This window comes from Pseudonocardia kunmingensis (genome assembly GCF_006716445.1).
In the GTDB taxonomy this organism is placed as follows: Bacteria; Actinomycetota; Actinomycetes; order Mycobacteriales; family Pseudonocardiaceae; genus Pseudonocardia; species Pseudonocardia kunmingensis.
Genome location: NZ_VFPA01000001.1, coordinates 1106034 through 1127663 on the forward strand (window position 1 = coordinate 1106034; position 21630 = coordinate 1127663).

At 72.1% G+C, this 21630-nt stretch carries 23 protein-coding genes; 12 read left to right on the top strand and 11 right to left on the bottom strand.

The window, feature by feature from the left end; translation table 11 throughout:
* The first annotated feature begins 21 nt into the window (after window positions 1-21).
* From FB558_RS05285 to FB558_RS05310, 6 genes are all read left to right on the top strand, one after another.
* Window positions 22-924, top strand: a complete 903-nt coding sequence (locus FB558_RS05285; protein ID WP_142048639.1) for a glutamate ABC transporter substrate-binding protein — start codon at window positions 22-24, stop codon at window positions 922-924.
* Window positions 925-983: 59 nt separating this feature from the next.
* Entirely contained in the window at window positions 984-1640 is a 657-nt protein-coding gene (locus FB558_RS05290) for an amino acid ABC transporter permease (protein WP_142048641.1), read from the top strand.
* Window positions 1637-2530, top strand: coding sequence for an amino acid ABC transporter permease (locus FB558_RS05295; protein ID WP_142048643.1), 894 nt, complete (start codon window positions 1637-1639; stop codon window positions 2528-2530). The genes FB558_RS05290 and FB558_RS05295 overlap by 4 nt, the downstream gene beginning before the upstream one ends.
* 43 nt (window positions 2531-2573) lie before the next feature.
* A complete protein-coding gene (locus FB558_RS05300) occupies window positions 2574-3068 on the top strand; it encodes a LuxR C-terminal-related transcriptional regulator (RefSeq protein ID WP_142048645.1) in 495 nt (164 codons plus the stop codon).
* A gap of 144 nt (window positions 3069-3212) precedes the next feature.
* Window positions 3213-3407, top strand: a complete 195-nt coding sequence (locus tag FB558_RS05305; protein ID WP_142048647.1) for a hypothetical protein — start codon at window positions 3213-3215, stop codon at window positions 3405-3407.
* Between the two features lie 44 nt (window positions 3408-3451).
* Window positions 3452-3658 (top strand): hypothetical protein, encoded by a 207-nt coding sequence (locus FB558_RS05310; RefSeq protein ID WP_142048649.1) that lies wholly within the window; start codon window positions 3452-3454, stop codon window positions 3656-3658.
* Between the two features lie 387 nt (window positions 3659-4045).
* On the opposite strand, the gene FB558_RS05315 is transcribed toward FB558_RS05310, so the two are convergent.
* Window positions 4046-6001, bottom strand: coding sequence for a S9 family peptidase (locus tag FB558_RS05315; protein ID WP_142048651.1), 1956 nt, complete (start codon window positions 5999-6001; stop codon window positions 4046-4048).
* A gap of 286 nt (window positions 6002-6287) precedes the next feature.
* Here FB558_RS05315 and FB558_RS05320 point away from each other — a divergent pair, with 286 nt between their 5' ends.
* The gene (locus FB558_RS05320; protein ID WP_142048653.1) at window positions 6288-6566 is read left to right on the top strand and encodes a PspA domain-containing protein; all 279 of its coding nucleotides are present in this window, start codon (window positions 6288-6290) and stop codon (window positions 6564-6566) included.
* A 72-nt stretch (window positions 6567-6638) separates the two neighbouring features.
* On the opposite strand, the gene FB558_RS05325 is transcribed toward FB558_RS05320, so the two are convergent.
* The 4 genes from FB558_RS05325 to FB558_RS05340 all read right to left on the bottom strand — a co-directional run bounded on the left by FB558_RS05325 (window position 6639) and on the right by FB558_RS05340 (window position 10869).
* Window positions 6639-7394 carry a succinate dehydrogenase/fumarate reductase iron-sulfur subunit gene (locus FB558_RS05325; RefSeq protein ID WP_142048655.1) on the bottom strand — a complete coding sequence of 252 codons (756 nt, stop codon included), beginning with the start codon at window positions 7392-7394 and terminating at the stop codon, window positions 6639-6641.
* The gene (locus FB558_RS05330) at window positions 7391-9301 is read right to left on the bottom strand and encodes a fumarate reductase/succinate dehydrogenase flavoprotein subunit (RefSeq protein ID WP_142048657.1); all 1911 of its coding nucleotides are present in this window, start codon (window positions 9299-9301) and stop codon (window positions 7391-7393) included. The genes FB558_RS05325 and FB558_RS05330 overlap by 4 nt, the downstream gene beginning before the upstream one ends.
* A 5-nt stretch (window positions 9302-9306) precedes the next feature.
* Entirely contained in the window at window positions 9307-10107 is an 801-nt protein-coding gene (locus tag FB558_RS05335) for a hypothetical protein (protein ID WP_142048659.1), read from the bottom strand.
* A gap of 144 nt (window positions 10108-10251) precedes the next feature.
* On the bottom strand, window positions 10252-10869 hold the full coding sequence (locus tag FB558_RS05340) for a TetR/AcrR family transcriptional regulator C-terminal domain-containing protein (protein ID WP_142048661.1): 618 nt from the start codon (window positions 10867-10869) through the stop codon (window positions 10252-10254).
* Between the two features lie 51 nt (window positions 10870-10920).
* On the opposite strand from FB558_RS05340, the gene FB558_RS05345 reads away from it, so the two are divergent.
* Window positions 10921-11397, top strand: a complete 477-nt coding sequence (locus FB558_RS05345) for a hypothetical protein (RefSeq protein WP_142048663.1) — start codon at window positions 10921-10923, stop codon at window positions 11395-11397.
* Here FB558_RS05345 and FB558_RS05350 read toward each other — a convergent pair.
* The 3 genes from FB558_RS05350 to FB558_RS05360 are packed head-to-tail and all read right to left on the bottom strand — an operon-like array spanning window position 11367 to window position 14751.
* A complete protein-coding gene (locus tag FB558_RS05350; RefSeq protein ID WP_142048665.1) occupies window positions 11367-12113 on the bottom strand; it encodes a succinate dehydrogenase/fumarate reductase iron-sulfur subunit in 747 nt (248 codons plus the stop codon). The genes FB558_RS05345 and FB558_RS05350 overlap by 31 nt on opposite strands.
* Complete coding sequence (locus tag FB558_RS05355) at window positions 12110-14044, bottom strand: fumarate reductase/succinate dehydrogenase flavoprotein subunit (protein WP_142048667.1); 1935 nt, start codon at window positions 14042-14044, stop codon at window positions 12110-12112. The genes FB558_RS05350 and FB558_RS05355 overlap by 4 nt, the downstream gene beginning before the upstream one ends.
* A gap of 2 nt (window positions 14045-14046) precedes the next feature.
* Window positions 14047-14751: a succinate dehydrogenase cytochrome b subunit gene (locus FB558_RS05360; RefSeq protein ID WP_142048669.1), complete on the bottom strand. Its 705-nt coding sequence runs from the start codon at window positions 14749-14751 to the stop codon at window positions 14047-14049.
* 77 nt (window positions 14752-14828) lie between these two features.
* On the opposite strand from FB558_RS05360, the gene FB558_RS05365 reads away from it, so the two are divergent.
* The 3 genes from FB558_RS05365 (at window position 14829) to FB558_RS05375 (ending at window position 17463) form a co-directional block, all read left to right on the top strand.
* The gene (locus FB558_RS05365; protein WP_142048671.1) at window positions 14829-15773 is read left to right on the top strand and encodes a LysR family transcriptional regulator; all 945 of its coding nucleotides are present in this window, start codon (window positions 14829-14831) and stop codon (window positions 15771-15773) included.
* A 67-nt stretch (window positions 15774-15840) separates the two neighbouring features.
* Window positions 15841-16650, top strand: a complete 810-nt coding sequence (locus FB558_RS05370; protein ID WP_142048673.1) for an NAD(P)H-binding protein — start codon at window positions 15841-15843, stop codon at window positions 16648-16650.
* 78 nt (window positions 16651-16728) lie between these two features.
* A complete protein-coding gene (locus tag FB558_RS05375; RefSeq protein WP_142048675.1) occupies window positions 16729-17463 on the top strand; it encodes a mycothiol-dependent nitroreductase Rv2466c family protein in 735 nt (244 codons plus the stop codon).
* Between the two features lie 10 nt (window positions 17464-17473).
* On the opposite strand, the gene FB558_RS45460 is transcribed toward FB558_RS05375, so the two are convergent.
* The 3 genes from FB558_RS45460 to FB558_RS05390 form a co-directional block, all read right to left on the bottom strand.
* Window positions 17474-18835 carry a regulatory protein RecX gene (locus FB558_RS45460; protein ID WP_342787286.1) on the bottom strand — a complete coding sequence of 454 codons (1362 nt, stop codon included), beginning with the start codon at window positions 18833-18835 and terminating at the stop codon, window positions 17474-17476.
* Window positions 18836-18837: 2 nt separating this feature from the next.
* Entirely contained in the window at window positions 18838-19878 is a 1041-nt protein-coding gene (gene recA, locus FB558_RS05385) for a recombinase RecA (RefSeq protein ID WP_142048677.1), read from the bottom strand.
* Window positions 19879-20090: 212 nt separating this feature from the next.
* Window positions 20091-20285 (bottom strand): DUF3046 domain-containing protein, encoded by a 195-nt coding sequence (locus FB558_RS05390; RefSeq protein ID WP_142048679.1) that lies wholly within the window; start codon window positions 20283-20285, stop codon window positions 20091-20093.
* Window positions 20286-20314: 29 nt separating this feature from the next.
* Here FB558_RS05390 and FB558_RS05395 point away from each other — a divergent pair, with 29 nt between their 5' ends.
* Complete coding sequence (locus tag FB558_RS05395; protein ID WP_142048681.1) at window positions 20315-21613, top strand: CoA transferase; 1299 nt, start codon at window positions 20315-20317, stop codon at window positions 21611-21613.
* Window positions 21614-21630: the final 17 nt, after the last annotated feature.

Genomic DNA, 21630 nt, shown 5'->3' on the forward strand with positions numbered 1-21630 from the left:
TTCGGTTCCCCAAGGAGAGCAATGCGCTGGAAGTCAGTGCTCCGGATCGGCGCGGCGGTCAGCGCCGTCGCCCTGATCAGCACCGCATGTGGCGAGCAGCAGTCGATCGGCGGCGGGGGCGAGCAGGCCCCGGAGCCGGAGGTCGCACAGGACACCCAGTTCGAGGCCGGCACCACGATGGCCGAGCTGAGCGAGGCCGGCCGGATCCGGATCGGCACCAAGTTCGACCAGCCGCTGTTCGGGCAGCGCACCCTCGACGGCGAGCTCGTCGGGTTCGACACCGAGATCGGCCGGATCATCGCCGGCGGTCTCGGGATCGCGCCGGAGAGCATCGAGTGGACCGAGGCGCCGTCCGCCCAGCGCGAGGACCTCATCGAGCGCGGCGACGTCGACATGGTGATCGCCACCTACACGATCAACGACGCGCGCAAGGAGCGCGTGTCGTTCGCCGGCCCGTACTACGAGGCGGGCCAGACCCTCATGGTGCGCTCCGACAACACCGACATCACGGGCCCGGAGGCGCTGCGCGCCAGCGGTGCACGTGTCTGCTCGGTGACGGGGTCCACCCCGTCGGAGAACATCCGCGAGTACATCGACGAGGGCCAGCTGACGCTGTTCGACACCTACTCGCAGTGCCGCGATGCGCTCGGCAACGGCCAGGTGGACGCGGTCACCACGGACAACGTCATCCTGCTCGGCTACGTGGCCGACAGCGACGGCGCGTTCAAGCTGGTCGGCGACCCCTTCACCGAGGAGCCCTACGGCATCGGCATCACCAAGGGTGACGTCACGTTCTGCGAGTTCATCAACGAGCAGCTGACGCAGGCCCAGCAGTCCGGCGCGTACGCGGCGGCGTGGGAGGCCACTGCGGGCGAGGCCGCGGAGGAGACCCCGGCCCTGCCCGAGCTCGCCCCCTGCAGCTGACTCCGCCTCCGGCCGGGGCACCCACGGGTGCCCCGGCCGGCCCGTGACCGGGAGGACCCGTGTTCTTCGACCCCGTCTTCGACAACATCGGGCTGTTCGCCAGCGGGTTCCGGACGACGCTGGTGATCTGCCTGTACGCGGCGATCGGTTCGCTGCTGCTCGGCACGCTGATCGCGAGCTTCCGGGTGTCCCCGCTCCCGCCCCTGCGGTCGCTGGGCTCGGCATGGGTCACCGTCGTCCGCAACTGCCCGCTCACCGTCGTGCTGTTCTTCTGCGCGTTCGGGCTGCCGGAGATCGGGATCAACGCCCCGTACTTCTGGTTCGGGGTCGGTGGGCTCATCATCTACACCTCCGCCTTCGTCTGCGAGGCGCTGCGCAGCGGCATCAACTCCGTCTCCCCCGGACAGGCCGAAGCCGCACGGGCGATCGGGCTCACCTTCACGCAGTCGCTCGGCACCGTGGTGCTCCCGCAGGCGTTCCGCACCGTCGTGCCGCCGCTGGGGAGCGTCATGATCGCCATGATCAAGAACTCGGCCATCGTCGGCGCGTTCGGCGTGGGTGGGGACCTGTTCTCGGTGCAGGCGACCCTGGTGTCCGCCCGAGGTCTGTCCCTGATCCCGATCCTGCTCGGCACGGCGGTCGGATACCTGCTGCTGACCATCCCGGCCGGGATCGGTCTCGGCGTTCTCGAACGGAAGCTGGCGGTGGCCCGATGACCACTCCCGTCCTCTACGACAACCCCGGCCCGCGCATGCAGCGCCGGGTGCGGATCGGTTCGATCGTCGCCGGCGTCGTCCTGCTCGGGGTCGTCGCGCTGGTGCTCGTGCGGCTGGGGCAGGCGGGCCAGCTGTCCGGCGAGAAGTGGGGCCCGATCGTCAACCCGTACCACCCCCAGATCGCCGCGCTCTGGACCGGGCTCAGCGGTGCGCTGCTGAACAACTTCATCGCGGCCGTCCTGGCGATGGCCCTGTCGCTGGTCGTCGGCACCGTGCTCGCGGTCACGCGCCTCACCAGCGCGCCCTGGTACCGCTGGATCGTCGTCGGCGCGATCGAGCTGTTCCGCGGGCTCCCGGTCGTGATCGCGATCTACCTCGCCTACCGGATCCTCCCGGAGCTCGGTGTCGACGTCTCGCTGCTGTGGTACCTGGTCATCGGGCTCACGGCCTACAACTCGGTGATCATCGCGGAGATCGTGCGCTCGGGCGTGCTCTCGCTGCCGCGCGGTCAGGCCGAGGCCGCTGCGGCGATCGGCCTGACCCGCGTGCAGTCGCTGCGGCTGATCCAGCTGCCGCAGGCGTTCCGCGTGATGCTGCCCGCGCTCATCAGCCAGCTCGTGGTGATCCTGAAGGACACGTCGCTCGGGTTCATCATCCTCTACCCGGAGTCGGTGCGGTTCGTCCGGATCGCGATCCAGGAGCTGGACAACCCGATCCAGCTGTTCTTCGTGCTCGCCGTCATCTTCATCGTGATCAACTACCTGCTCGGCCGCTTCGCGGAGTGGGTCGAGCGGCGGTTGAGCCGCGCCCGCACCGGCGCCACCCCGGCGGGTGGGGCGGGCGAGCCCGAGACCCGGGCTCTGGCGGGGACCAGCGCCACCGGCGGGTGAGCCGGGAGATCGAGCACACGCATCCGCCAGCAGGATCGACATCGTGGTGCACGCGGTCGGCGGTAGCACGACACAACCCATTTTCGTCGCCGGTTCATCCGAACTCACCAAGACGATCATCGTCCTCGAACCGAGTAACCCTGACGGCATGAAATATCTGCGCGCCGGGGTGCTCGGGGTGCTGTACGCCGATTGCGAGATCAAGCAACTCGCCCGGGCAATCGACGCCGTGCGCAATGGCGACTGCTACTTGAGTCGTGACCTCGGACGCGCCTTGGCCGAGCAACTGCAGCGACAGCAGGGCGACCCGGTCCGCCGCGATCCCACCCGCGTCCTGACCGAACGCGAACTCCAGGTCGCACACCTGCTCGCCAAAGGGCACCCCAACCGGATCATCGCGCAGGAGCTAGCGATGTCCCAGGCGACCACGAAATTTCGCGTCTCGAACATCCTGCATAAACTGAAGGTCCAGACCCGAGCTCAGGCAGCCTCGGTCCTGACCCGATATACAGTGGCCGTCACACCCGTCAGCCGATGACGTTCACGCCTCTTGATGCCGGCGGGCCTTGGCCCGACACATCGAACTCGCCGAACGACTAGGCCGTATTCGCCGTTCGGCCAGTTGCCTGGTCAGCGACCCAATGAGAGACTTTAATTGTCGTACTCACGATAAGGAGAACCAGTGCGAGAACGGAAGCGCTCGGCCATCGCATCCGCGCTGATAGCGAGCATGGCAGCATTCGCGGTTGCCTTTGTCCAGCAACCAATAGCATACGCGGCACCGCCCACCGCAGACACCACCGAATTCACGCCGGCGGCCGTGCAGCGCATCCTCGGCGGCACCGGCAAGACCTGCGGCCCGATTCAGGCTCACTAGGTGGGCAATGCATGCTCGAAGCAGCTGGATTCCCAGGAGGCGCTGTGCAGGTGCACATCGATGTCTCCGGATCGTTCCGCAACCCCACGGAGTGGACGCTCCTCAACCTGAAGGACGGAGGCGAGTGCAGCGGCTCCTTCGTTCCGGCCGACGAGGGGCGAAACTGGACGTGCACGCTTCCCGCCGGCACCCTCACACTCGTCACGTTCCGGCCGCCCGGCGCCTCCGCCGAAATCGCTGTGAGGTGGTGAACGATGCTTTCCGAGCTTCGGCTTCCGGTACTGCTTTCCGTGACTGCGCTAGCCGCAGGAGCGAGTTTCTCGCTGGGCACGGCACCAGCTTCCATATTTGCATGGGACGCGGAGTCAACGGCTCCCCGATGCAGCGCTCAGGGCTTCCCTGACCGGACGCCGCCGGAGAGCTCGTACTCCTGCGCGGGCGCACGCACAGAGGTCAGGGCAATAGCCGTCTGCGACTCGCCGGAGGGCCACCGATACACGGTCCGCGGGCCATGGATGTCTGCCGGCTCCACGTCGGTGACCGCCTGCGGAGTAGGCAGCATCCTTGTCGATTGGGGAGGCGAGACCCGCTGAAGTGGGCCACCGCCCCGGCTCCGTCGGGGATCGGCGGTTCGAGGATCAGAGGTTGTCGACCACCACCGGCTCGATGCCCTCCTCCGCCGGCAGGTCGAAGCCGAGCACCTGGGCGTAGAAGCTCAGCTCCGCGTCCAGGGCCCGGCGGATGTTCTCCGCCCGCCGGAAGCCGTGCTGCTCGCCGTCGAAGAGCAGGTAGGCCACCGGCGTGCCCTTCGCCCGCAGCGCGTCGACGATCATCTCGCTCTGGTTCGGCGGCACCACCTCGTCCTCCGCCCCCTGCAGCACGATCAGGGGGCGGGTGAAGCGGTCGACGTGGTGGATCGGGGACCGCTGCTCGTAGACGTCGCGGGCCTCCGGGTAGGGGCCGACCAGCCGGTCGAGGTAGCGGCTCTCGAACTTGTGGGTGTCGGCGGCGAGCGCCGCCAGGTCGGCCACGCCGAAGTGGTCGGCGCCCGCGGCGAACGGGGTGTCCTCGCGGGCCAGTGCGGCGAGCGTCGTGAAGCCGCCCGCCGAGCCGCCGCGGATGCACAGCCGCTCACCGTCGACGCGGCCCTGCGCGGCGAGGTGGCGTGCGGCCGCGAGACAGTCGGCCACGTCGATCACGCCCCACTCCCCCAGCAGCTCCTGCCGGTAGGCGCGCCCGTAGCCGGTGGAGCCGCCGTAGTCGACGTCGACGACGGCGAAGCCGCGGCTCGTCCAGTACTGCACGGTGGTGCTCAGCACGGGCGTGGCGGCGCCGGTCGGGCCGCCGTGGATCTGCACCAGCAGCGGCGGGCGCTCGTCCGCCGGGCCGGTCCACTCGGCGGAGGCGGGCGGGTAGAACTGCGCGTGGGCCCGCCGCGACGCGCCGCTGCCGTCCACCGAGTCGAAGGTGAGGTGCTCGGGCTGGGAGATCCCGGCCGGGTCCAGCCCGAGGTCCCGGGGCGCCCGCAGGGTCTCGACGGCCGAGGTGGCGACGTCGACCCGGTGCACGCCGGGCTCGGCGGTCGGGCTGCCGGCGACCACCACGACGGCGCCGGGGCCTGCCGCGCGCACCGCACCGATCGCCGAGAACGGCACGTCCAGGTCGATCAGGCCGCCGTCGGTCTCCTTCACGGCGAGCCCGTCGCGGCCGTTGCTCCACCGCGCGTAGACGACCCGGCCGTCGTCCAGGGGTGCGTAGCGCGCCGACCCGAACACCCAGGCCGGCACGCCGAGATCGGAGTCCAGGCGCACCACGGGCTCGATGTCGCTGCCGGGCGTCCAGCGGTAGAGGTTCCACCAGTCGGTGCGGTCGGACAGGAACAGCAGCGACCCGTCGGGCTCGAAGCGCGGCTCGAGCACCGACTCCCCCGTGCCGCCCGCGACCACGGTCTCCTCGCCCGACGCCAGGTCGCGCGCCACGAGCAGCGTGTCGTCCCACGGCATCGACGGGTGGTCCCACTGCAACCAGGCCAGCGTGCCGCCGTCCGGGCTCAGGCGCGGGGCGGCGACGAAGTCGGGGCCGCTGACGAGCACCTCCGGCTCCGACAGGTGGTCGGCGGCGAGGCGCACGACCTCGTTGTGCACGTCCGTGGCCGACGATCCGGTGTGCCGCTCCCGCACGCAGACGATCGTGGCCCCGTCCGGGGCGACGTCACCGTCGGCGTAGCGGTCCGCCCGCGGCGACGCGGGCTCCGGCGTGATCGGCTGCGGCGCGCCTCCCGGTGCGAGCCGGTAGAGCCGCTGGTCGGCCCAGTCGGTGAACCAGACGACGCCGTCGCGCACCCACCAGGCCGCGCCCCCGTACTCGTGCACGGCGGTGCGCGCGTTCGTCCCGTCGGGCAGGAGGTCGGTGGTCGTGCCGTCCGGGCTGCGGCGCACCAGCTGCGTGCGGCCGCCCTCGCCGGGCCGTCCCTCGGCCCACACCACGTCGGCACCGTCCACGTGCACCTCGCCCAGGCGCACGGCCGCGGCCGTCACCAGCTCGGAGGTGACGGGGGTGGGCCAGGAGCCGTAGGGCCGCTCGGAGATCGTCACACCGCCACGTTATCCGCGCCGCACCCCCGCTCACACACCGACTTCCGCGCTCCCACACCGACTGCAGTCGGTGTGCGAGCACCACGATCGGTGTGGGACCGGGCCGCGGCGCGGGGGCCGCGAGGCGCGGGGCCGCGAGGCGCGACGCCGCACCTCCCGCGCTCGCACACCGATTGCCTCGCTCGTGCACCGACTGCAGTCGGTGTGCGAGCACCACGATCGGTGTGGGAGCGGTCGGGGCGCGGTGGCGCGTAGCGTGGGCCGCACCGGAGCGAGAGGAGCCGTCGTGCCCGAGCCGTCGCAGGAACCGACCCCGCAGCCGATCGACGCCGAGATCGTTCCCGACCCGGCCCCGCGTGCCACGCCTGCGCCCGACTACGACGAGCACGGCGTGCCGAGCCTCGACCACGTCCGCGACAAGATCGAGAGCCGTTACGCCACCTCGATCGGGGCCGCGGAGCTGGCCGAGAGCACCGCTGCGGGTCGTGACGTGGAGCAGCAGGAGGCCGACCGCGCCGCCGCCGCGAAGGCGAAGCTGGACGAGATCCGCCGCTCCCTCGGCTGACCGCGGCACCGTTGCAGCAAAGCCACTTCCACTCCACGTGGTTGCGTGGAAGTGGCTTTGCTGCAATACCTGCTACGCCCCGGAGCGCTTGAAGATCTTGCTCCCCAGCCAGACCAGCGGGTCGTACTTGCGGTCCACCACGCGCTCCTTGAGCGGGATCAGCGCGTTGTCAGTGATCTTGATGTGCTCGGGGCAGACCTCGGTGCAGCACTTGGTGATGTTGCAGTAGCCGAGGCCGTGCTCCTCCTGCGCCTCGTCCACACGGTCGGCGACGTCGAGGGGGTGCATGTCGAGCTCCGCCACGCGCATCAGGTAGCGCGGCCCGGCGAAGTTCTCCTTGTTCTCCTCGTGGTCGCGCACCACGTGGCAGGTGTTCTGGCACAGGTAGCACTCGATGCACTTGCGGAACTCCTGGCTCCGCTCGACGTCGACCTGCTGCATCCGGTACTCACCGGGCTCCAGGTCGGGCGGCGGCGCGAAGCTGGGGATCTCGCGGGCCTTCGTGTAGTTGAACGACACGTCGGTGACGAGGTCCCGGATCACCGGGAACGTCCGCAGCGGCGTGACCGTGATGACCTCGTCCTCGGTGAACGTGGACATCCGGGTCATGCACATCAGCCGCGGCCGGCCGTTGATCTCCGCGCTGCACGAGCCGCACTTGCCGGCCTTGCAGTTCCAGCGGACGGCGAGGTCCTGGGCCTCGGTCTGCTGGAGCCGGTGGATGATGTCGAGGACGACCTCGCCCTCGTTGACCTCCACCTTGTAGTCGACGAGCTCCCCCTTCTCGTCGTCGCCCCGCCAGACGCGGTAGTGCGCCTCGTACGTCACTTGGCAGCCTCCCCGGCTCGGTGTCCGCCCAGCTCCTCGCCGGTGTAGTACTTCTTCAGCTCGTCCATCTCGAACAGGTCCAGCAGCTCGGGCCGCATCGGCACCTGCTCCTGGCGCACGAGGTGCACGTCGTCCTCCCCGTTCGCCGACAGCACCAGCAGCAGGTGGCGCCAGTCGGCGTCCATCGCCGGGTAGTCGTCACGGGTGTGCCCGCCGCGGCTCTCCTGCCGCTCCAGCGCCGCCTTGGCCACGCACAGCGAGACCAGCAGCATGTTGCGCAGGTCCAGCGCGAGGTGCCAGCCGGGGTTGAACGCCCGCCCGCCCTCGACCGCGACCGACTTCGCCCGGGTCGCGATGTCCTGCACGGCCTTGAGCGCCTGCTCCATCTCGTCGGCCTTGCGGATGATGCCGACCAGGTCGTTCATCGTCTTCTGCAGCTCCAGCTGCACGACGAACGGGTTCTCGCCACCCTCGACGGCGTTCGAGAACGGCAGCAACGCGCGCTCCTGCGCGGACGTGACGTCGTCGATCCGCACCGCGGGGCGCACCCCGGCCAGCCCGTCGACGTACTCCGACGCGCCCGCGCCCGCCCGGCGGCCGAACACCAGCAGGTCCGACAGCGAGTTGCCGCCGAGCCGATTGGAGCCGTGCATGCCGCCCGCCACCTCGCCCGCGGCGAACAGGCCCGGCACCTTCGACATCGCCGAGTCCGGCTCGACCTCGACCCCGCCCATCACGTAGTGGCAGGTCGGGCCGACCTCCATCGGCTCCTTCGTGATGTCGACGTCGGCCAGCTCCTTGAACTGGTGGTACATCGACGGCAGCCGCTTCTGGATCTCCTCGGGCGACAGCCGCGAGGCGATGTCGAGGAAGACGCCGCCGTGCGGGCTCCCGCGGCCGGCCTTGACCTCGGAGTTGATCGCGCGCGCGACCTCGTCACGGGGCAGCAGCTCCGGCGGGCGCCGGTTGTTGTCGGCGTCGGTGTACCAGCGGTCGCCCTCCTCCTCGGTGGTGGCGTACTGGTCCTTGAAGACGTCCGGGACGTACTCGAACATGAACCGCTTGCCCTCGGAGTTGCGCAGCACACCGCCGTCGCCGCGCACCGACTCCGTGACCAGGATCCCCTTCACCGACGGCGGCCAGACCATGCCCGTCGGGTGGAACTGCAGGAACTCCATGTTGATCAGCGTGGCGCCCGCGCGGAGGGCGAGCGCGTGGCCGTCGCCGGTGTACTCCCAGGAGTTCGACGTGACCTGGTAGCTCTTGCCGACGCCGCCGGTGGCCAGCACGATCGCCGGGGCGTCGAACCGGACGAGGCCGCCGGTGCTGCGGTAGTAGCCGAAGCAGCCGGCGATCCGGTCGCCGTCCTTGAAGAGCTCGGTGATCGTGGTCTCGTGGAAGACGCGGATGTTGGCCTCGTAGTCGCCGGTCTCCGCGTAGTCCTCCTGCTGCAGCGACACCACCTTCTGCTGCAGCGTGCGGATCATCTCCAGGCCGGTGCGGTCGCCGACGTGCGCGAGCCGGGGGTAGGTGTGCCCGCCGAAGTTCCGCTGGCTGATCTTGCCGTCCGCGGTGCGGTCGAACAGCGCGCCGTAGGTCTCCAGCTCCCAGACGCGGTCGGGGGCCTCCTTGGCGTGCAGTTCCGCCATCCGCCAGTTGTTGAGGAACTTCCCGCCGCGCATGGTGTCGCGGTAGTGCACCATCCAGTTGTCGTTGGGGTTGACGTTCCCCATCGACGCGGCGCAGCCGCCCTCGGCCATCACCGTGTGCGCCTTGCCGAACAGCGACTTGGAGATGATGGCGGTGCGCTTGCCCTGCGCCCGCGCCTCGATGGCGGCCCGCAGGCCCGCGCCCCCGGCGCCGATCACGACGACGTCGTACTCGTGCCGCTCGATCTCTTCCGACATGTCGCTCACCCCACGATCCGCAGGTCGGAGATCCACCCGGCCGCGACGGCCATGATGTAGAAGTCCGTGATGGCCAGCGTCGCCAGTGTCGTCCAGGCGAGCTGCATGTGCTTGGTGTTCAGCTTCGAGACCTGCAGCCACAGCTTGTAGCGCACCGGGTGCTTCGAGAAGTGGTTCAGCCGGCCGCCGATGATGCTGCGGCAGGAGTGGCAGGAGATCGTGTACGCCCACAGCAGGATCACGTTGGCGAGCAGGATCAGGTTGCCCAGGCCGAGGCCGAACCCGCCCTCCGCGGTGCGGAACGCGAGGATCGCGTCCCAGGTGTTGATCACCGAGATGATCGCGGCGGCGTAGAAGAAGTAGCGGTGCAGGTTCTGCCCGAGCAGCGGGAACCGGGTCTCACCGGTGTAGCGCTGGTGCGGCTCGGCCACCGCGCAGGCCGGCGGCGACAGCCAGAACGCCCGGTAGTAGGCCTTGCGGTAGTAGTAGCAGGTGAGCCGGAACAGCAGCAGGAACGGCAGCGTCAGCGCCGCGTAGGGCAGCCACCACACGTCGGGCAGGAAGCGCCCGAAGTGCGCGGCCTCCTCGATGCAACCGGTCGACACGCACGGCGAGTAGAACGGTGTCAGGTAGTTGTACTGCTCGACGTAGTACCACTCCTGCATGAAGGCCCGCACGGTCGCGTAGGCGACCCAGAGCGTGAGCCCGATGAAGTTGGCCAGGGGTGGCAGCCACCACCGGTCCGTGCGGAGCGTCCGTTCCGAGATCTGCGCCCGGCCTGCGGACGCGTCTGTGGTGGATGACACGTCAGGGTCCCTCGTCTTCTGCGGTGCCGACGCCGACCGCTCCAGGCCGCGGCGTCGGGACGTCTGGATCTCGCCGGAGCCTACGACGCCCGGTCGCACCCTGCGTGCGGGGCTGTCACTGTGCGTTCCCCATCGTGATGCGATTCACGCGCCGAACCGCTCCAGACGCGCGGCGAGCCCGTCCAGGAGGATCTGCACCCCGAGCTCGAAGATCTCCTCACCGCGCTGGCGGGCGAACGCGGGGGCCACCTGTCGCAGGTTCGGGTAGGCCGCCATGCGCTCCCACAGCGCGGCCGACTCGTCGGGGTCGGGCTCCGGGCGGGCGGTTTCGGCGGAACCCAACACGTGCGCGGTGAGGAGCCGGCTGATCCCGGCGGCCTCGTCCGGCCCGAACCCGGCGCGCAGCAGGATCCCGACGGTGGTCTCGATGTGCCGGAGCCGGTGCGGACCGGTCGGCGGGCGCCCCCGCAGCAGGGCCGCGACATCGCGGTGGCGCAGCAGCAGCGCTCGGAACTGGCGCAGGCCGTCGGCGAGCTGCGCGCGCCACGGCTGCGACTCGTCGATCTCGAAGGCGTCGGCGCACACCGCCTCGGCCACGAGGTCCAGAAGGGCGGCCTTGTTGCGGACGTGCCAGTAGAGGGTGGGCGAGCGGACGCCCAGCTTCGCCGCCAGCCGGCGCGTGGACAGTTCTGCGAGGCCGACCTCGTCGAGCAGCTCGACGGCTGCGCTCGTGATGCGGGCGAGGTCGAGCGGCTCCGGCACCGGGCGACTCTATCGGTGTTAGAGTCTCTATCACTGATAGAGGAGGCTGGCGTGGGCAGAAGCAGGCGACTTCAGGTGCTGACGGCCGTGTGCTCGGCGGTCTTCGCGATCGGGACGGCGCTGCAGGCGTTCGTGGTCATCGACGAGGAGCTCGTCGCACGGGCGATGGAGCTCGCCGGGGCGCCGGCGACGGAGGCCCCCGGGTTCGTCGCGGTCCTGCGGGCCGTCGGCGTGGCCTACGTCGTGGGCAACGCGCTCGGCCTCCTGGCCCTCACCGGTCGGGCCTGGGTGTTCTGGGTCGTGCTCGTGGTGAACGTGACGCAGGCGGCCGGGGTCGTCGCGGGGATGGTGCCGGCCGTGGTGTTGCAGGCGGCACGGGACGAGCACGGCGTCGCGGGGCTGCTGCCCACGTTCGTCACCGACGGCGGGGCCGCCGTGCTCGTCCTCGTCCTGCTGTGGTTCTCCGCGCGCTACCGCGGGCCGTGGGCCCGCGGGGATCAGCGACGGCGGCTCGTGGCCGCCAGGTAGTCCCGGTTCAGCTGGGAGATCACGTCGAGGGGGATCTCCTTCGGGCACGCCACCGCGCACTCGCCGGTGTTGGTGCACCCGCCGAAGCCCTCGGCGTCGTGCGTCTGGACCATGCGGACGACGCGGTCGGAGCGCTCGGGCTGGCCCTGCGGCAGCTCGCCGAGGTGGGTGATCTTCGCTCCGACGAACAGCGACGCGCTGCCGTTCGGGCAGGCGGCCACGCACGCGCCGCAGCCGATGCACGCGGCCGCGGTGAAAGCGCGGTCGGCGTTCGACTTCGGCACCGGCGCGGCGTGCGCCTCGGGCGCCGCGCCGGTGGGCGCGGAGATGTAGCCGCCGGAGGCGACGATCCGGTCGAAGGAGGTCCGGTCCACGACCAGGTCCTTGACCACGGGGAACGCCGCCGCGCGGAACGGCTCGACCGTGATCGTCTCGCCGTCGCGGAAGTGGCGCAGGTGCAGCTGGCAGGTGGTGGTGGCCTTCTGCGGGCCGTGCGGCTCGCCGTTGATCACCATGCTGCAGGCACCGCAGATGCCCTCGCGGCAGTCGTGGTCGAACGCCACGGGCTCCTCGCCGTCGAGGATGAGCTTCTCGTTGAGGACGTCCATGAGCTCGAGGAACGACATGTCCTCGTCGGCGTCGTCGACCCGGTAGGCGACCAGGCGCCCCTTGTCCTCGGGGTCGTCCTGGCGCCAGATCCGCAGGTTCAGTCTCACTTGTAGCTCCGCTGGCTCGGGGTGACGTAGTCGAAGGTCAGGTCCTCCTTGTGCAGGACCGGGGCGGCGCCGGTGTACTCCCAGGCCGCGACGTAGGAGAACTCGTCGTCCTTGCGGGCGGCCTCCCCGTCCTCGGTCTGGCTCTCGGCGCGGAAGTGCCCGCCGCAGCTCTCCTCGCGGTGCAGGGCGTCGAGGCACATGAGCTCGCCGAGCTCGAGGAAGTCGGCCACGCGGCCGGCCTTCTCCAGCGACTGGTTCAGCGTCGCGGCCGAACCCGGCACCTTGACCGACTGCCAGAACTCGCGGCGCAGCTCCGGGATCCGGTCCAGCGCCTTGCGCAGGCCCTCCTCGGTGCGCTCCATCCCGCAGTGGTCCCACATGAGGTGGCCGAGCTCGCGGTGGAAGGAGTCGACGGTGCGGTCGCCGTCGATCGCGAGCAGCTTCGTGACGCGGTCGGCCACCGCCTGCTCGGCCTCCCGCACCTCGGGCGCGTCGGCGGCGACCGGCTCGACGCCCCGGGCGAGGTAGTCGCCGATCGTGTTGGGCAGCACGAAGTAGCCGTCGGCCAGGCCCTGCATCAGCGCGGACGCACCGAGCCGGTTGGCCCCGTGGTCGGAGAAGTTCGCCTCGCCGACCACGAACAGGCCGGGGATGCTGCTCTGCAGGTCGTAGTCGACCCACAGCCCGCCCATCGTGTAGTGCACGGCCGGGAAGATCCGCATCGGCACGGTGTAGGGGTCCTCACCGGTGATGCGCTGGTACATCTGGAACAGGTTCCCGTACTTCGCGGCCACCGCCGAGCGCCCGAGGCGCGTGATCGCGTCGGCGAAGTCGAGGTAGACGCCCAGGCCGGTCGGGCCGACGCCGCGACCCGCGTCGCAGACGTTCTTGGCGGCGCGGCTGGCGATGTCGCGGGGCACCAGGTTGCCGAACGCCGGGTACTGGCGCTCGAGGAAGTAGTCGCGCTCGGCCTCCGGGATGTCGCCCGGAGCGCGGGTGTCGCCCGCCTTCTGCGGCACCCAGACGCGGCCGTCGTTGCGCAGCGACTCGCTCATCAACGTGAGCTTGGACTGGTGGTCGCCGCTCACCGGGATGCACGTCGGGTGGATCTGCGTGTAGCAGGGGTTGGCGAACAGCGCGCCCTTGCGGTGCGCGCGCCAGCTCGCCGTGACGTTGCAGCCCTTGGCGTTCGTGGAGAGGTAGAAGACGTTGCCGTAGCCGCCGGAGGCGAGGACCACGGCGTCGGCGAGGTGGCTGCGGGTCTCCCCCGTGACGAGGTCGCGCGCGACGATGCCGCGGGCGCGCCCGTCCACCACGATCAGCTCGAGCATCTCGTGGCGCGGGTACATGGTGACGCCGCCGGCGTCGATCTGGCGCTCGAGCGCCTGGTAGGCGCCCAGCAGCAGCTGCTGGCCGGTCTGGCCGCGGGCGTAGAAGGTGCGGGAGACCTGCGCGCCGCCGAACGAGCGGGTGTCGAGCAGCCCGCCGTACTCGCGCGCGAACGGCACGCCCTGGGCGACGCACTGGTCGATGATCTGCACGCTGATCTCGGCGAGCCGGTGGACGTTCGACTCGCGGGAGCGGAAGTCGCCGCCCTTGACCGTGTCGTAGAACAGCCGGTGGATGCTGTCGCCGTCGCCGCGGTAGTTCTTGGCGGCGTTGATCCCGCCCTGGGCGGCGATCGAGTGCGCCCGGCGCGGGCTGTCCTGGTAGCAGAACGAGCTGACCTGGTAGCCGAGCTCGGCCAGCGTCGCGGCCGCCGACCCGCCGGCCAGCCCGGTGCCGACGACGATGACCTTCATCTTGCGCTTGTTGGCCGGGTTCACCAGCTTGACGCCGAAGCGGCGACGCTCCCAGCGGGTCTCGATCGGACCGTCGGGGGCCGCGGTGTCGACGACCGGGTCGCCGAGGGTGAAGTCGGAGAAGCTCATCTTCAGGCCACCAATCCGGTGAGCACGGCGAACGGGACGGAGAGGAAACCGACGACCAGCACGACCGCGACGCCCAGCGCCACGCCCTGGAGTGCCTTCTGGCTCGCGGCGCTGGACCGACCGAAGCTCTGCAGCGCGCTCCACACGCCGTGCCGGACGTGGAAGCCGACGGCGACCACCGCGAGCGTGTAGGCGAGCGTGACGTACCAGCGGTCGGGCGCGAAGTCGGCCACGACGTTCGCGTGCACCTCGCCGTGCACGCCGTGCGGGTTCAGGTGCCCGGTCGTGAGGTCGAGCAGGTGGTAGACCACGAACAGCGCGATGATCACGCCACCCCAGCGCATCGTGCGGGCCGCGTAGCTGCCCTGCACGGGCTGGCGGTGGGCGTAGCGGACGGGGCGGGCCCGGCGCGCGCGGCGGGCCAGGATCGTCGCCGAGACGATGTGCGCCACCACGGAGACGAGCAGCACGACCCGGACGAGCCAGAGCACGGTCCCGTACGGAAGCGCGGGCTCGCCGACCTCCCGCAGCCAGTGCGCGTAGGTGTCGATCGCCGCCATTCCGAAGAAGATCTTCAGGTTCCCGACCATGTGCGCCACGAGGTAGAGCAGCATCACCGCACCTGTGACCGCCATGACGTACTTGAGCTGCACCGACGTCCGCCGCACCGGTGTGCGCGCGGCCGGGCGCTGTCCCAGGGTCACCATGCGGACAGCGTCGTTAGCGGGCCCGGCTGCCGTCCAATGCATCGAAGGGGCAGCTGCGATGTACGTAGGCTATGGGCGTGACGTTCACGCAGCTCGCGTACTTCCTGGCCGTGGCCGACGTGCGCAGCTTCACTCGGGCGGCCGAGTCGCTGGGCGTGGCGCAGCCCACGCTGTCACGCCAGCTCAAGGCGCTCGAGACCGACCTGGGCGCCGCCCTCGTCGACCGCGGCGGCCGCGAGGGTCCCGTCCTCACCCCGGCGGGTGCGGCGCTGCTCCCCCTCGCCCGCCGCATGCTCGCCGACGCCGACAGCGCGCGCACCGCCGTCGCCGAGATCGTCGGCCTGCGCAGCGGCCGGATCCGGGTGGGCGCCACCCCGTCGCTGTGCATCGGCGTGCTGGCCGACGTGCTGCGGGTCTTCCACGAGCAGTACCCCGACGTCCGGCTGGAGCTGGCCGAGAGCGGCTCACAGCCGCTGGTGCGGGCGCTCGCCCGCGGGGAGCTCGACGTCGCGCTGGTGATCGTGCCCCCGTCGGGCGCCGACGCCGCCCTGCACACCACCCCCGTGCTGCGCGAGCGGCTCTCGGTGGCCTCGCCGACGTCGGAGCGGGCGCCGTCCTCGCGGGGCTCGATGAGCGTGCGGGAGCTGGCGCGCCGGCCGCTCGTCGTGCCGCGCAAGGGCTACGACGTGCGCGAGACCGCCCTCCAGGCGTTCGCCGACGCGGGCGTGACGCCGCACTTCGCGGTGGAGGGCGGCGAGATGGACGCCGTGCTGCGGCTGGTCGAGGCCGGTACCGGCGTGGCGGTCGTGCCGGACCTGGTGTTCGCCGGGCGCCCGCGGCTGCGGCGCACCGTGCTCACGCCGCCGCTGTTCCGCACGGTGGCGCTGGCGCGGCGCGCCGACCTCGTCCCGACGCACGCGATGCAGGCGTTCCGCAGGACGCTGCTGTCGTTCCTCGCCGTGCTCTCCGCGGGTGACGGCTTCACCGGCGACGTCCAGGTGCTGCGGCCCGCCGAGGAGTGAACCGGGCGCACAACTCCGTACAGCGTACTGCTACGATCTGCGTACGCTGTACGATCGAGGAGGACGCATGACGATCCTGGTGACGGGCGCGACGGGGAACATCGGCCGGATGGTCGTCGACCACCTGCTGGCCCGCGGCGCGGGCGCGGTACGGGCGCTCACCACGAACCCCGCGAAGGCCGCGCTGCCGGAGGGGGTGGAGGTCGCTGTCGGCTACCTGCGCAGGCCGGCGACCCTGCCCGCGGCGTTCGACGGCGTCGAGGCGATGTACCTCGCGCCGACCCCGGAGACCGTCGAGGAGGTGCTCGGGCTGGCGCGCGAGGCCGGGGTGCAGCGGGTCGTCGACCTCTCCGGCGAGCACGAGAGCTGGTGGGGCGGGGTCGCCAAGGCGGTGGAGGCGAGCGGCATGGCGTGGACGCACCTGTCCCCCGGGGACTTCATGGAGAACGCGCTGAGCTGGGCGCCGCAGATCATCGCGACCGACACCGTCCGCGAGCCGTACCCGGAGGGCCGCAGCACCCCGATCGCCATGGACGACATCGCGCGGGTCGCCGCCACGGTCCTGACCACCGCCGGACACGAGGGCCGGGCGCTGTCGCTCACCGGGCCCGAGATCCTCTCGCGGGTCGATCTCGCCGACCGGATCGGCGCGGCCCGGGGCAAGCCGGTGCGGTTCGAGGCGGTCACCCGGGACGAGGCGGTGGCCGAGCTGCAGCCGACCATGGGCGACGAGGCGGCGTGGTACGTCGACACGATCTTGGCGGGATCGGTGGAGTGGCCCGCCGCGGTGCAGCCCACCGTGCAGCGGGTCACCGGCGCACCGGCCACCACGTTCGCGCAGTGGGCACGGGCGAACGCCGCACAGTTCCTGCCCTGACCGACCACGTCCGGGCCCGGAGTCGGCTCACCGGGCGGCGATGTGCCGAGCACCGACCGCGGGACTACCGTCACCGCCGTGGCCGATGCCGACATCCACTTCTACTTCGACCCCGTCTGCCCCTTCGCCTGGATGACGAGCAAGTGGGTGCGGAAGGTGGCGGAACGCCGCGACTACCGCGTGGACTGGCGCTTCATCTCGCTGCGCCTGCTCAACTCCCACATCGACTACGACGCGCACTTCCCGCCCGAGTACGAGGCCGGCCACACCGCGGGCCTGCGGCTGCTCCGGATGGCTGCCCGCACCCGCGAGGAGCACGGCCGCGAGGCGGTCGCGCGGCTCTACGCCGGGCTCGGGGACCGCATCTTCGAGCGGGAACGCGACCGCACCCGCGACGAGACGGCCGCCCGCGAGCGGCGCGGCACGCGCGAGTTCGTGGCACCCGTGCTCGCCGACCTGGGGCTGCCGATCGCCCTCGCCGACGCGCTGGACGACCCGGCGTGGGACGCCGTGGTCCAGGCCGAGACCGACGAGGCGCTCGCCCTGACCGGCAAGGACGTCGGCACGCCGATCCTGCACTTCGAGCCGCCGGAGGGAGTCGCCTTCTTCGGTCCGGTGATCAGCAGGCTGCCCGATGACGAGCAGGCGCTCGAACTGTGGGACCACGTGATCGCGCTGGCCCGCTTCCCGGGCTTCGCCGAGATGAAGCGCAGCCTGCGCGAGCGGGTGCAGCTGCGTGCCCTCGGCGGCGACGAGGACGAGGTCGGGAAGCAGGAGGACTGGCACGGCGGGAGCCGGCGGCAGAAGCGGTAGCCCTGCTCCGTCACTCCTCCGGTGGTTCGGCGTCGCCGAGCTCGTCGGACTCGGCGCCGCGCTCGGCGAGCGCCTCCTTCACCACCCGGTACGCGGTGCCCGCTCCGTAGCCCTTGCGGGCCAGCATCCCGACCAGCCGCCGGCCGGCCGCGGCGCGCTGCTCGGTGGTGCCGACGGCGAGCGAGCGCAGCTTGCGGTCGACGAGCTCGCGGGCGCGCTGCGCCTCGGACTCCTCGTCGACCTCGGCGAGCGCCTCCCCCGCGTCCTCCTCGCTCACGCCCTTGCGCCGCAGCTCCATCGCGATGGCCCGGCGCGCCAGCCCGCGGTGGTTGTGCCGGGAGCGCACCCACTGCCCGGCGAACGCCGCGTCGTCGATCAGGCCGACCTCGTCGAAGCGGTCGAGCACCGCGTGCGCCGCGTCGTCGGGCACGCCCTTGCGCTGCAGGGCCTGCGCCAGCTCCTGGCGGGTGCGGGCACGGTCGGTGAGCATCCGCAGGCAGATCTCCCGGGCGACGGCCACAGGGTCGGCGTCGGGCTCGAGCTCTTCGCGGCCACCTGGCCTGCGGCTCGCGCCACCCCGCCCGCGCGACCGACCGCCGCGCCGCACCCCGTCGCGGCGATCCCCTGCGTCGAGCTGTGGCTGCCCGTCGGCATCGGCCTGCTCGAGGTCCGGCGGGACGGCCCCTGGCGCCGCCCCGTGCGAACCGGCGGCGTCCGAACCGCCGGCGCGCGGCTCAGCGGTGTGGAGCTCGGACGTCGCGTCGCGCGCCCGTGACCGGCCGGCTCCCCGTGCACCGGCTCCCCCGCCCGCCCGGCGCGGGCCACCGCGTTCACCACGCCCGGCGCGATCCACCCGGCGGTCGCCACCGGAGGCGCCCTCGCCACGGGCGTCGTCGATGGCGCGGTCGCCCCCACTCCGCCCGCCTGCCGAGCGGCCGCGCCGGCGGAGGGCTGCGGCGCCGAACTCGGCCACGCTGACGTCCGTGCGGTCGGCCCCGAGCGCCCCGGGGTCGAACAGCGCCACCGGCCCCGGCTCGGTGTCGCCGGGCGATGCGTCGGCCCCGAACGCGGCCACCGGTGCGGCGGGTTGCTCGACCGCGCCGATGCGCCCCAGGTCGGCCGCGGCACCGGAGCCGCGCCGATCAGCCGGCGGCTCAGCGGGCGGCGCCGCACCCCCGCTCACCTCGGAGGGCACCGGCCCGGCGACGGTCCCGGCGGGCCGGGCCGCCGCGGACGCGCCCAGGGCACCGAGCCGTGCGACCGGCGCGCCCGCGGGCTCCGCCGACCCGCCGGCGATCCCGTCGAGGCTCGCGACGCGGTCAGCGTCCGCCTCGGCCCGCTCCGCCGGGTGCTCGGACCGGCCCTCGGCCATGCTCAGAAGTCGACGGGAGCGGGCAACGGCTCGACGTCGGCGTCGACCTGGGCGCCGATCCCGAGCTTCTCCTTGATCCGCTTCTCGATCTCGTTGGCGACGTCGGGGTTGTCGCGCATGAACTTGCGGGCGTTCTCCTTGCCCTGCCCGAGCTGGTCGCCCTCGTAGGTGTACCAGGCTCCGGACTTGCGGATGATCGCCTGCTCGACGCCCACGTCGATCAGCGAGCCCTCGCGGCTGATGCCGACGCCGTAGAGGATGTCGAACTCGGCCTGCTTGAACGGCGGCGCGACCTTGTTCTTGACGACCTTGACGCGGGTGCGGTTGCCGACCATGTCGGAGCCGTCCTTGAGCGTCTCGATGCGCCGCACGTCCAGGCGCACCGACGAGTAGAACTTGAGCGCCCGGCCACCGGTCGTGGTCTCCGGCGACCCGAACATGACGCCGATCTTCTCGCGCAGCTGGTTGATGAAGATCGCGGTGGTGCCGGAGTTGCTCAGCGCACCGGTGATCTTGCGCAGCGCCTGGCTCATCAGCCGGGCCTGCAGACCCACGTGGCTGTCGCCCATCTCGCCCTCGATCTCCGCGCGCGGGACGAGCGCGGCGACCGAGTCGATGACGATGATGTCGAGCGCGCCGGAGCGGATCAGCATGTCGGCGATCTCGAGGGCCTGCTCACCGGTGTCGGGCTGCGACACGAGCAGGGCGTCGGTGTCGACGCCGAGCGCCTTGGCGTACTCGGGGTCGAGCGCGTGCTCGGCGTCGATGAACGCGGCGACGCCGCCCGCCGCCTGCGCGCTGGCCACGCTGTGCAGCGCGACTGTGGTCTTACCGCTGGACTCCGGGCCGTAGATCTCGACCACGCGGCCGCGCGGCAGGCCGCCCACGCCGAGCGCGACGTCGAGCGCGATCGACCCGGTGGGGATCACGCCGATCGGCGGGCGGGTGTCGTCGCCCAGGCGCATCACCGAGCCCTTGCCGTGGTTCTTCTCGATCTGCGCGAGGGCGAGCTGCAACGCCTTCTCGCGGTCGGGTGTGCTCATCGCCGGGTCTCCACCTCAGTGCTCGGACGGTTGTCGGTTCTGGCGCCGACGGTAGGGGGCACCACCGACGGTCTGCGGGAGCGGTGGCGATCTGTGGACAGCCGCACCGCGATGTGGAGAAGCGTAGCGAACACCTGTTCGATAGACGACGCTGACACGCCGGATGGCTAAGATGCGCGACCGCCGTGCGCCGAACGGTCAGCGCTCGACCGTCAGCGCCGCGCGGCCGGCACGTCGTAGGCGTTGCAGACCGCCTTCCACACCTCACGCGGCTCGATGCCGGCCTCGAGGGCGTCCTCCACGGTGCGGTCGTCGAGCTCGGCGAACACGTGGTCGCGGGACACGGAGGCCGCGCGGGCGGCGCCGAACTCGCCCTCCATCAGCTCCCGGAAGTAGGTCAGTCGCACCCGCACCACGGTAGTGGCAGGCTGCCTGCGTGCCGGACCTGCTGCCCCCCGTGTGGGCCGCGCTCGGCGGGGCCGAGGCGGAGCTCGCCCGGATCCGGGTCACCGGTCCCCCCGCCGTCCTGCGGTCCGCGTTCCCCGTCACCGCCGTCGGTGCCGCGGCGGTGGGTGCGAGCCTGCTGGCCGGCACCTCGGGCACCGGCGCGCCCGTCGGCGTCGACACCACCGCACTCGCGGTGGCGCTGCGCAGCGAGCGACACGTGCGCCTCGGCGGGCGGTCGGTCGGGAGCCCGTTCGACCCGCTGTCGGCCTTCCACCGCACGGCCGACGGCTGGCTGCGGCTGCACGCCAACTACCCGTGGCACCGCGCCGCCGCCCTGCACGTGCTCGGGTGCACCGAGGCCGAGGCCCCGGCGGCGATCGCGGAGCGCGGCGCCGTCGCGCTGGAGACCGCGCTGCACGCGGCCGGCGGGATCGGTGCCGCCGTGCGCACCGAGCGGGAGTGGCGGGCCGCGTCCGGGCCGCCGCCCCCGCTCGTCGAGCGGCGCGTGCTCGGCCCTTCCGCTCCGCGCGCCCCGCGTCGCCCGCGCGTCCTCGACCTCACGCGGGTGATCGCCGGGCCCGTCGCGACGCGCACGCTCGCGGCCCACGGCGCCGACGTCCTGCGCCTCGACCCACCGGACCGCCCGGAGATCCCGCTGCAGGCCTACGACACGCTGCCGGGCAAGCGCAGCGCCCTGCTCGACCTCGCCGCGCACGGCCCTCGGCTCGAGGAGCTCCTGGCCGGCGCCGACGTCGTCGTCACCGGGTACCGGCCGGGCGCGCTCGACCGGTTCGGGCTCGCACCCGAGGCGCTGGCGCAGCGGCACCCCGGGCTGGTGGTCGTCACGCTGTCGGCGTGGGGGCACCGGGGGCCGTGGGCGGGGCGCCGCGGCTTCGACAGCATCGTGCAGGCGGCGTGCGGGATCGCCGACGCCGAGGGGTCCGGCGGCGTGCCCGGCGCCCTGCCCGCCCAGCTGCTCGACCACGCGACCGGCTACCTGGCGGCGGCCGGTGCCCTCCTCGCCCTCGACGCGCAGCGCCGCACGGGCGGCACCCACCACGTGCGGCTCGCGCTGGCCGGCACCGCGGCCTGGCTGCAGGCGCTGCCCCGCACCGAGCCCGCCGACGTGCCCGACGTCGACCCGGCGCCGCACCTCGTCGCGCTCGCCGCACCGGACGGGCGGCTGACCCTCGCCGTCCTGCCCGGCACGGTCGACGGCAGGCCCCTCACCTGGCCCGCGCCCGCTCCCTCGTACGGGACGGCGGAGCCCGGGTGGGCCGGCGCGTGACGCCCCCACCCGGACGA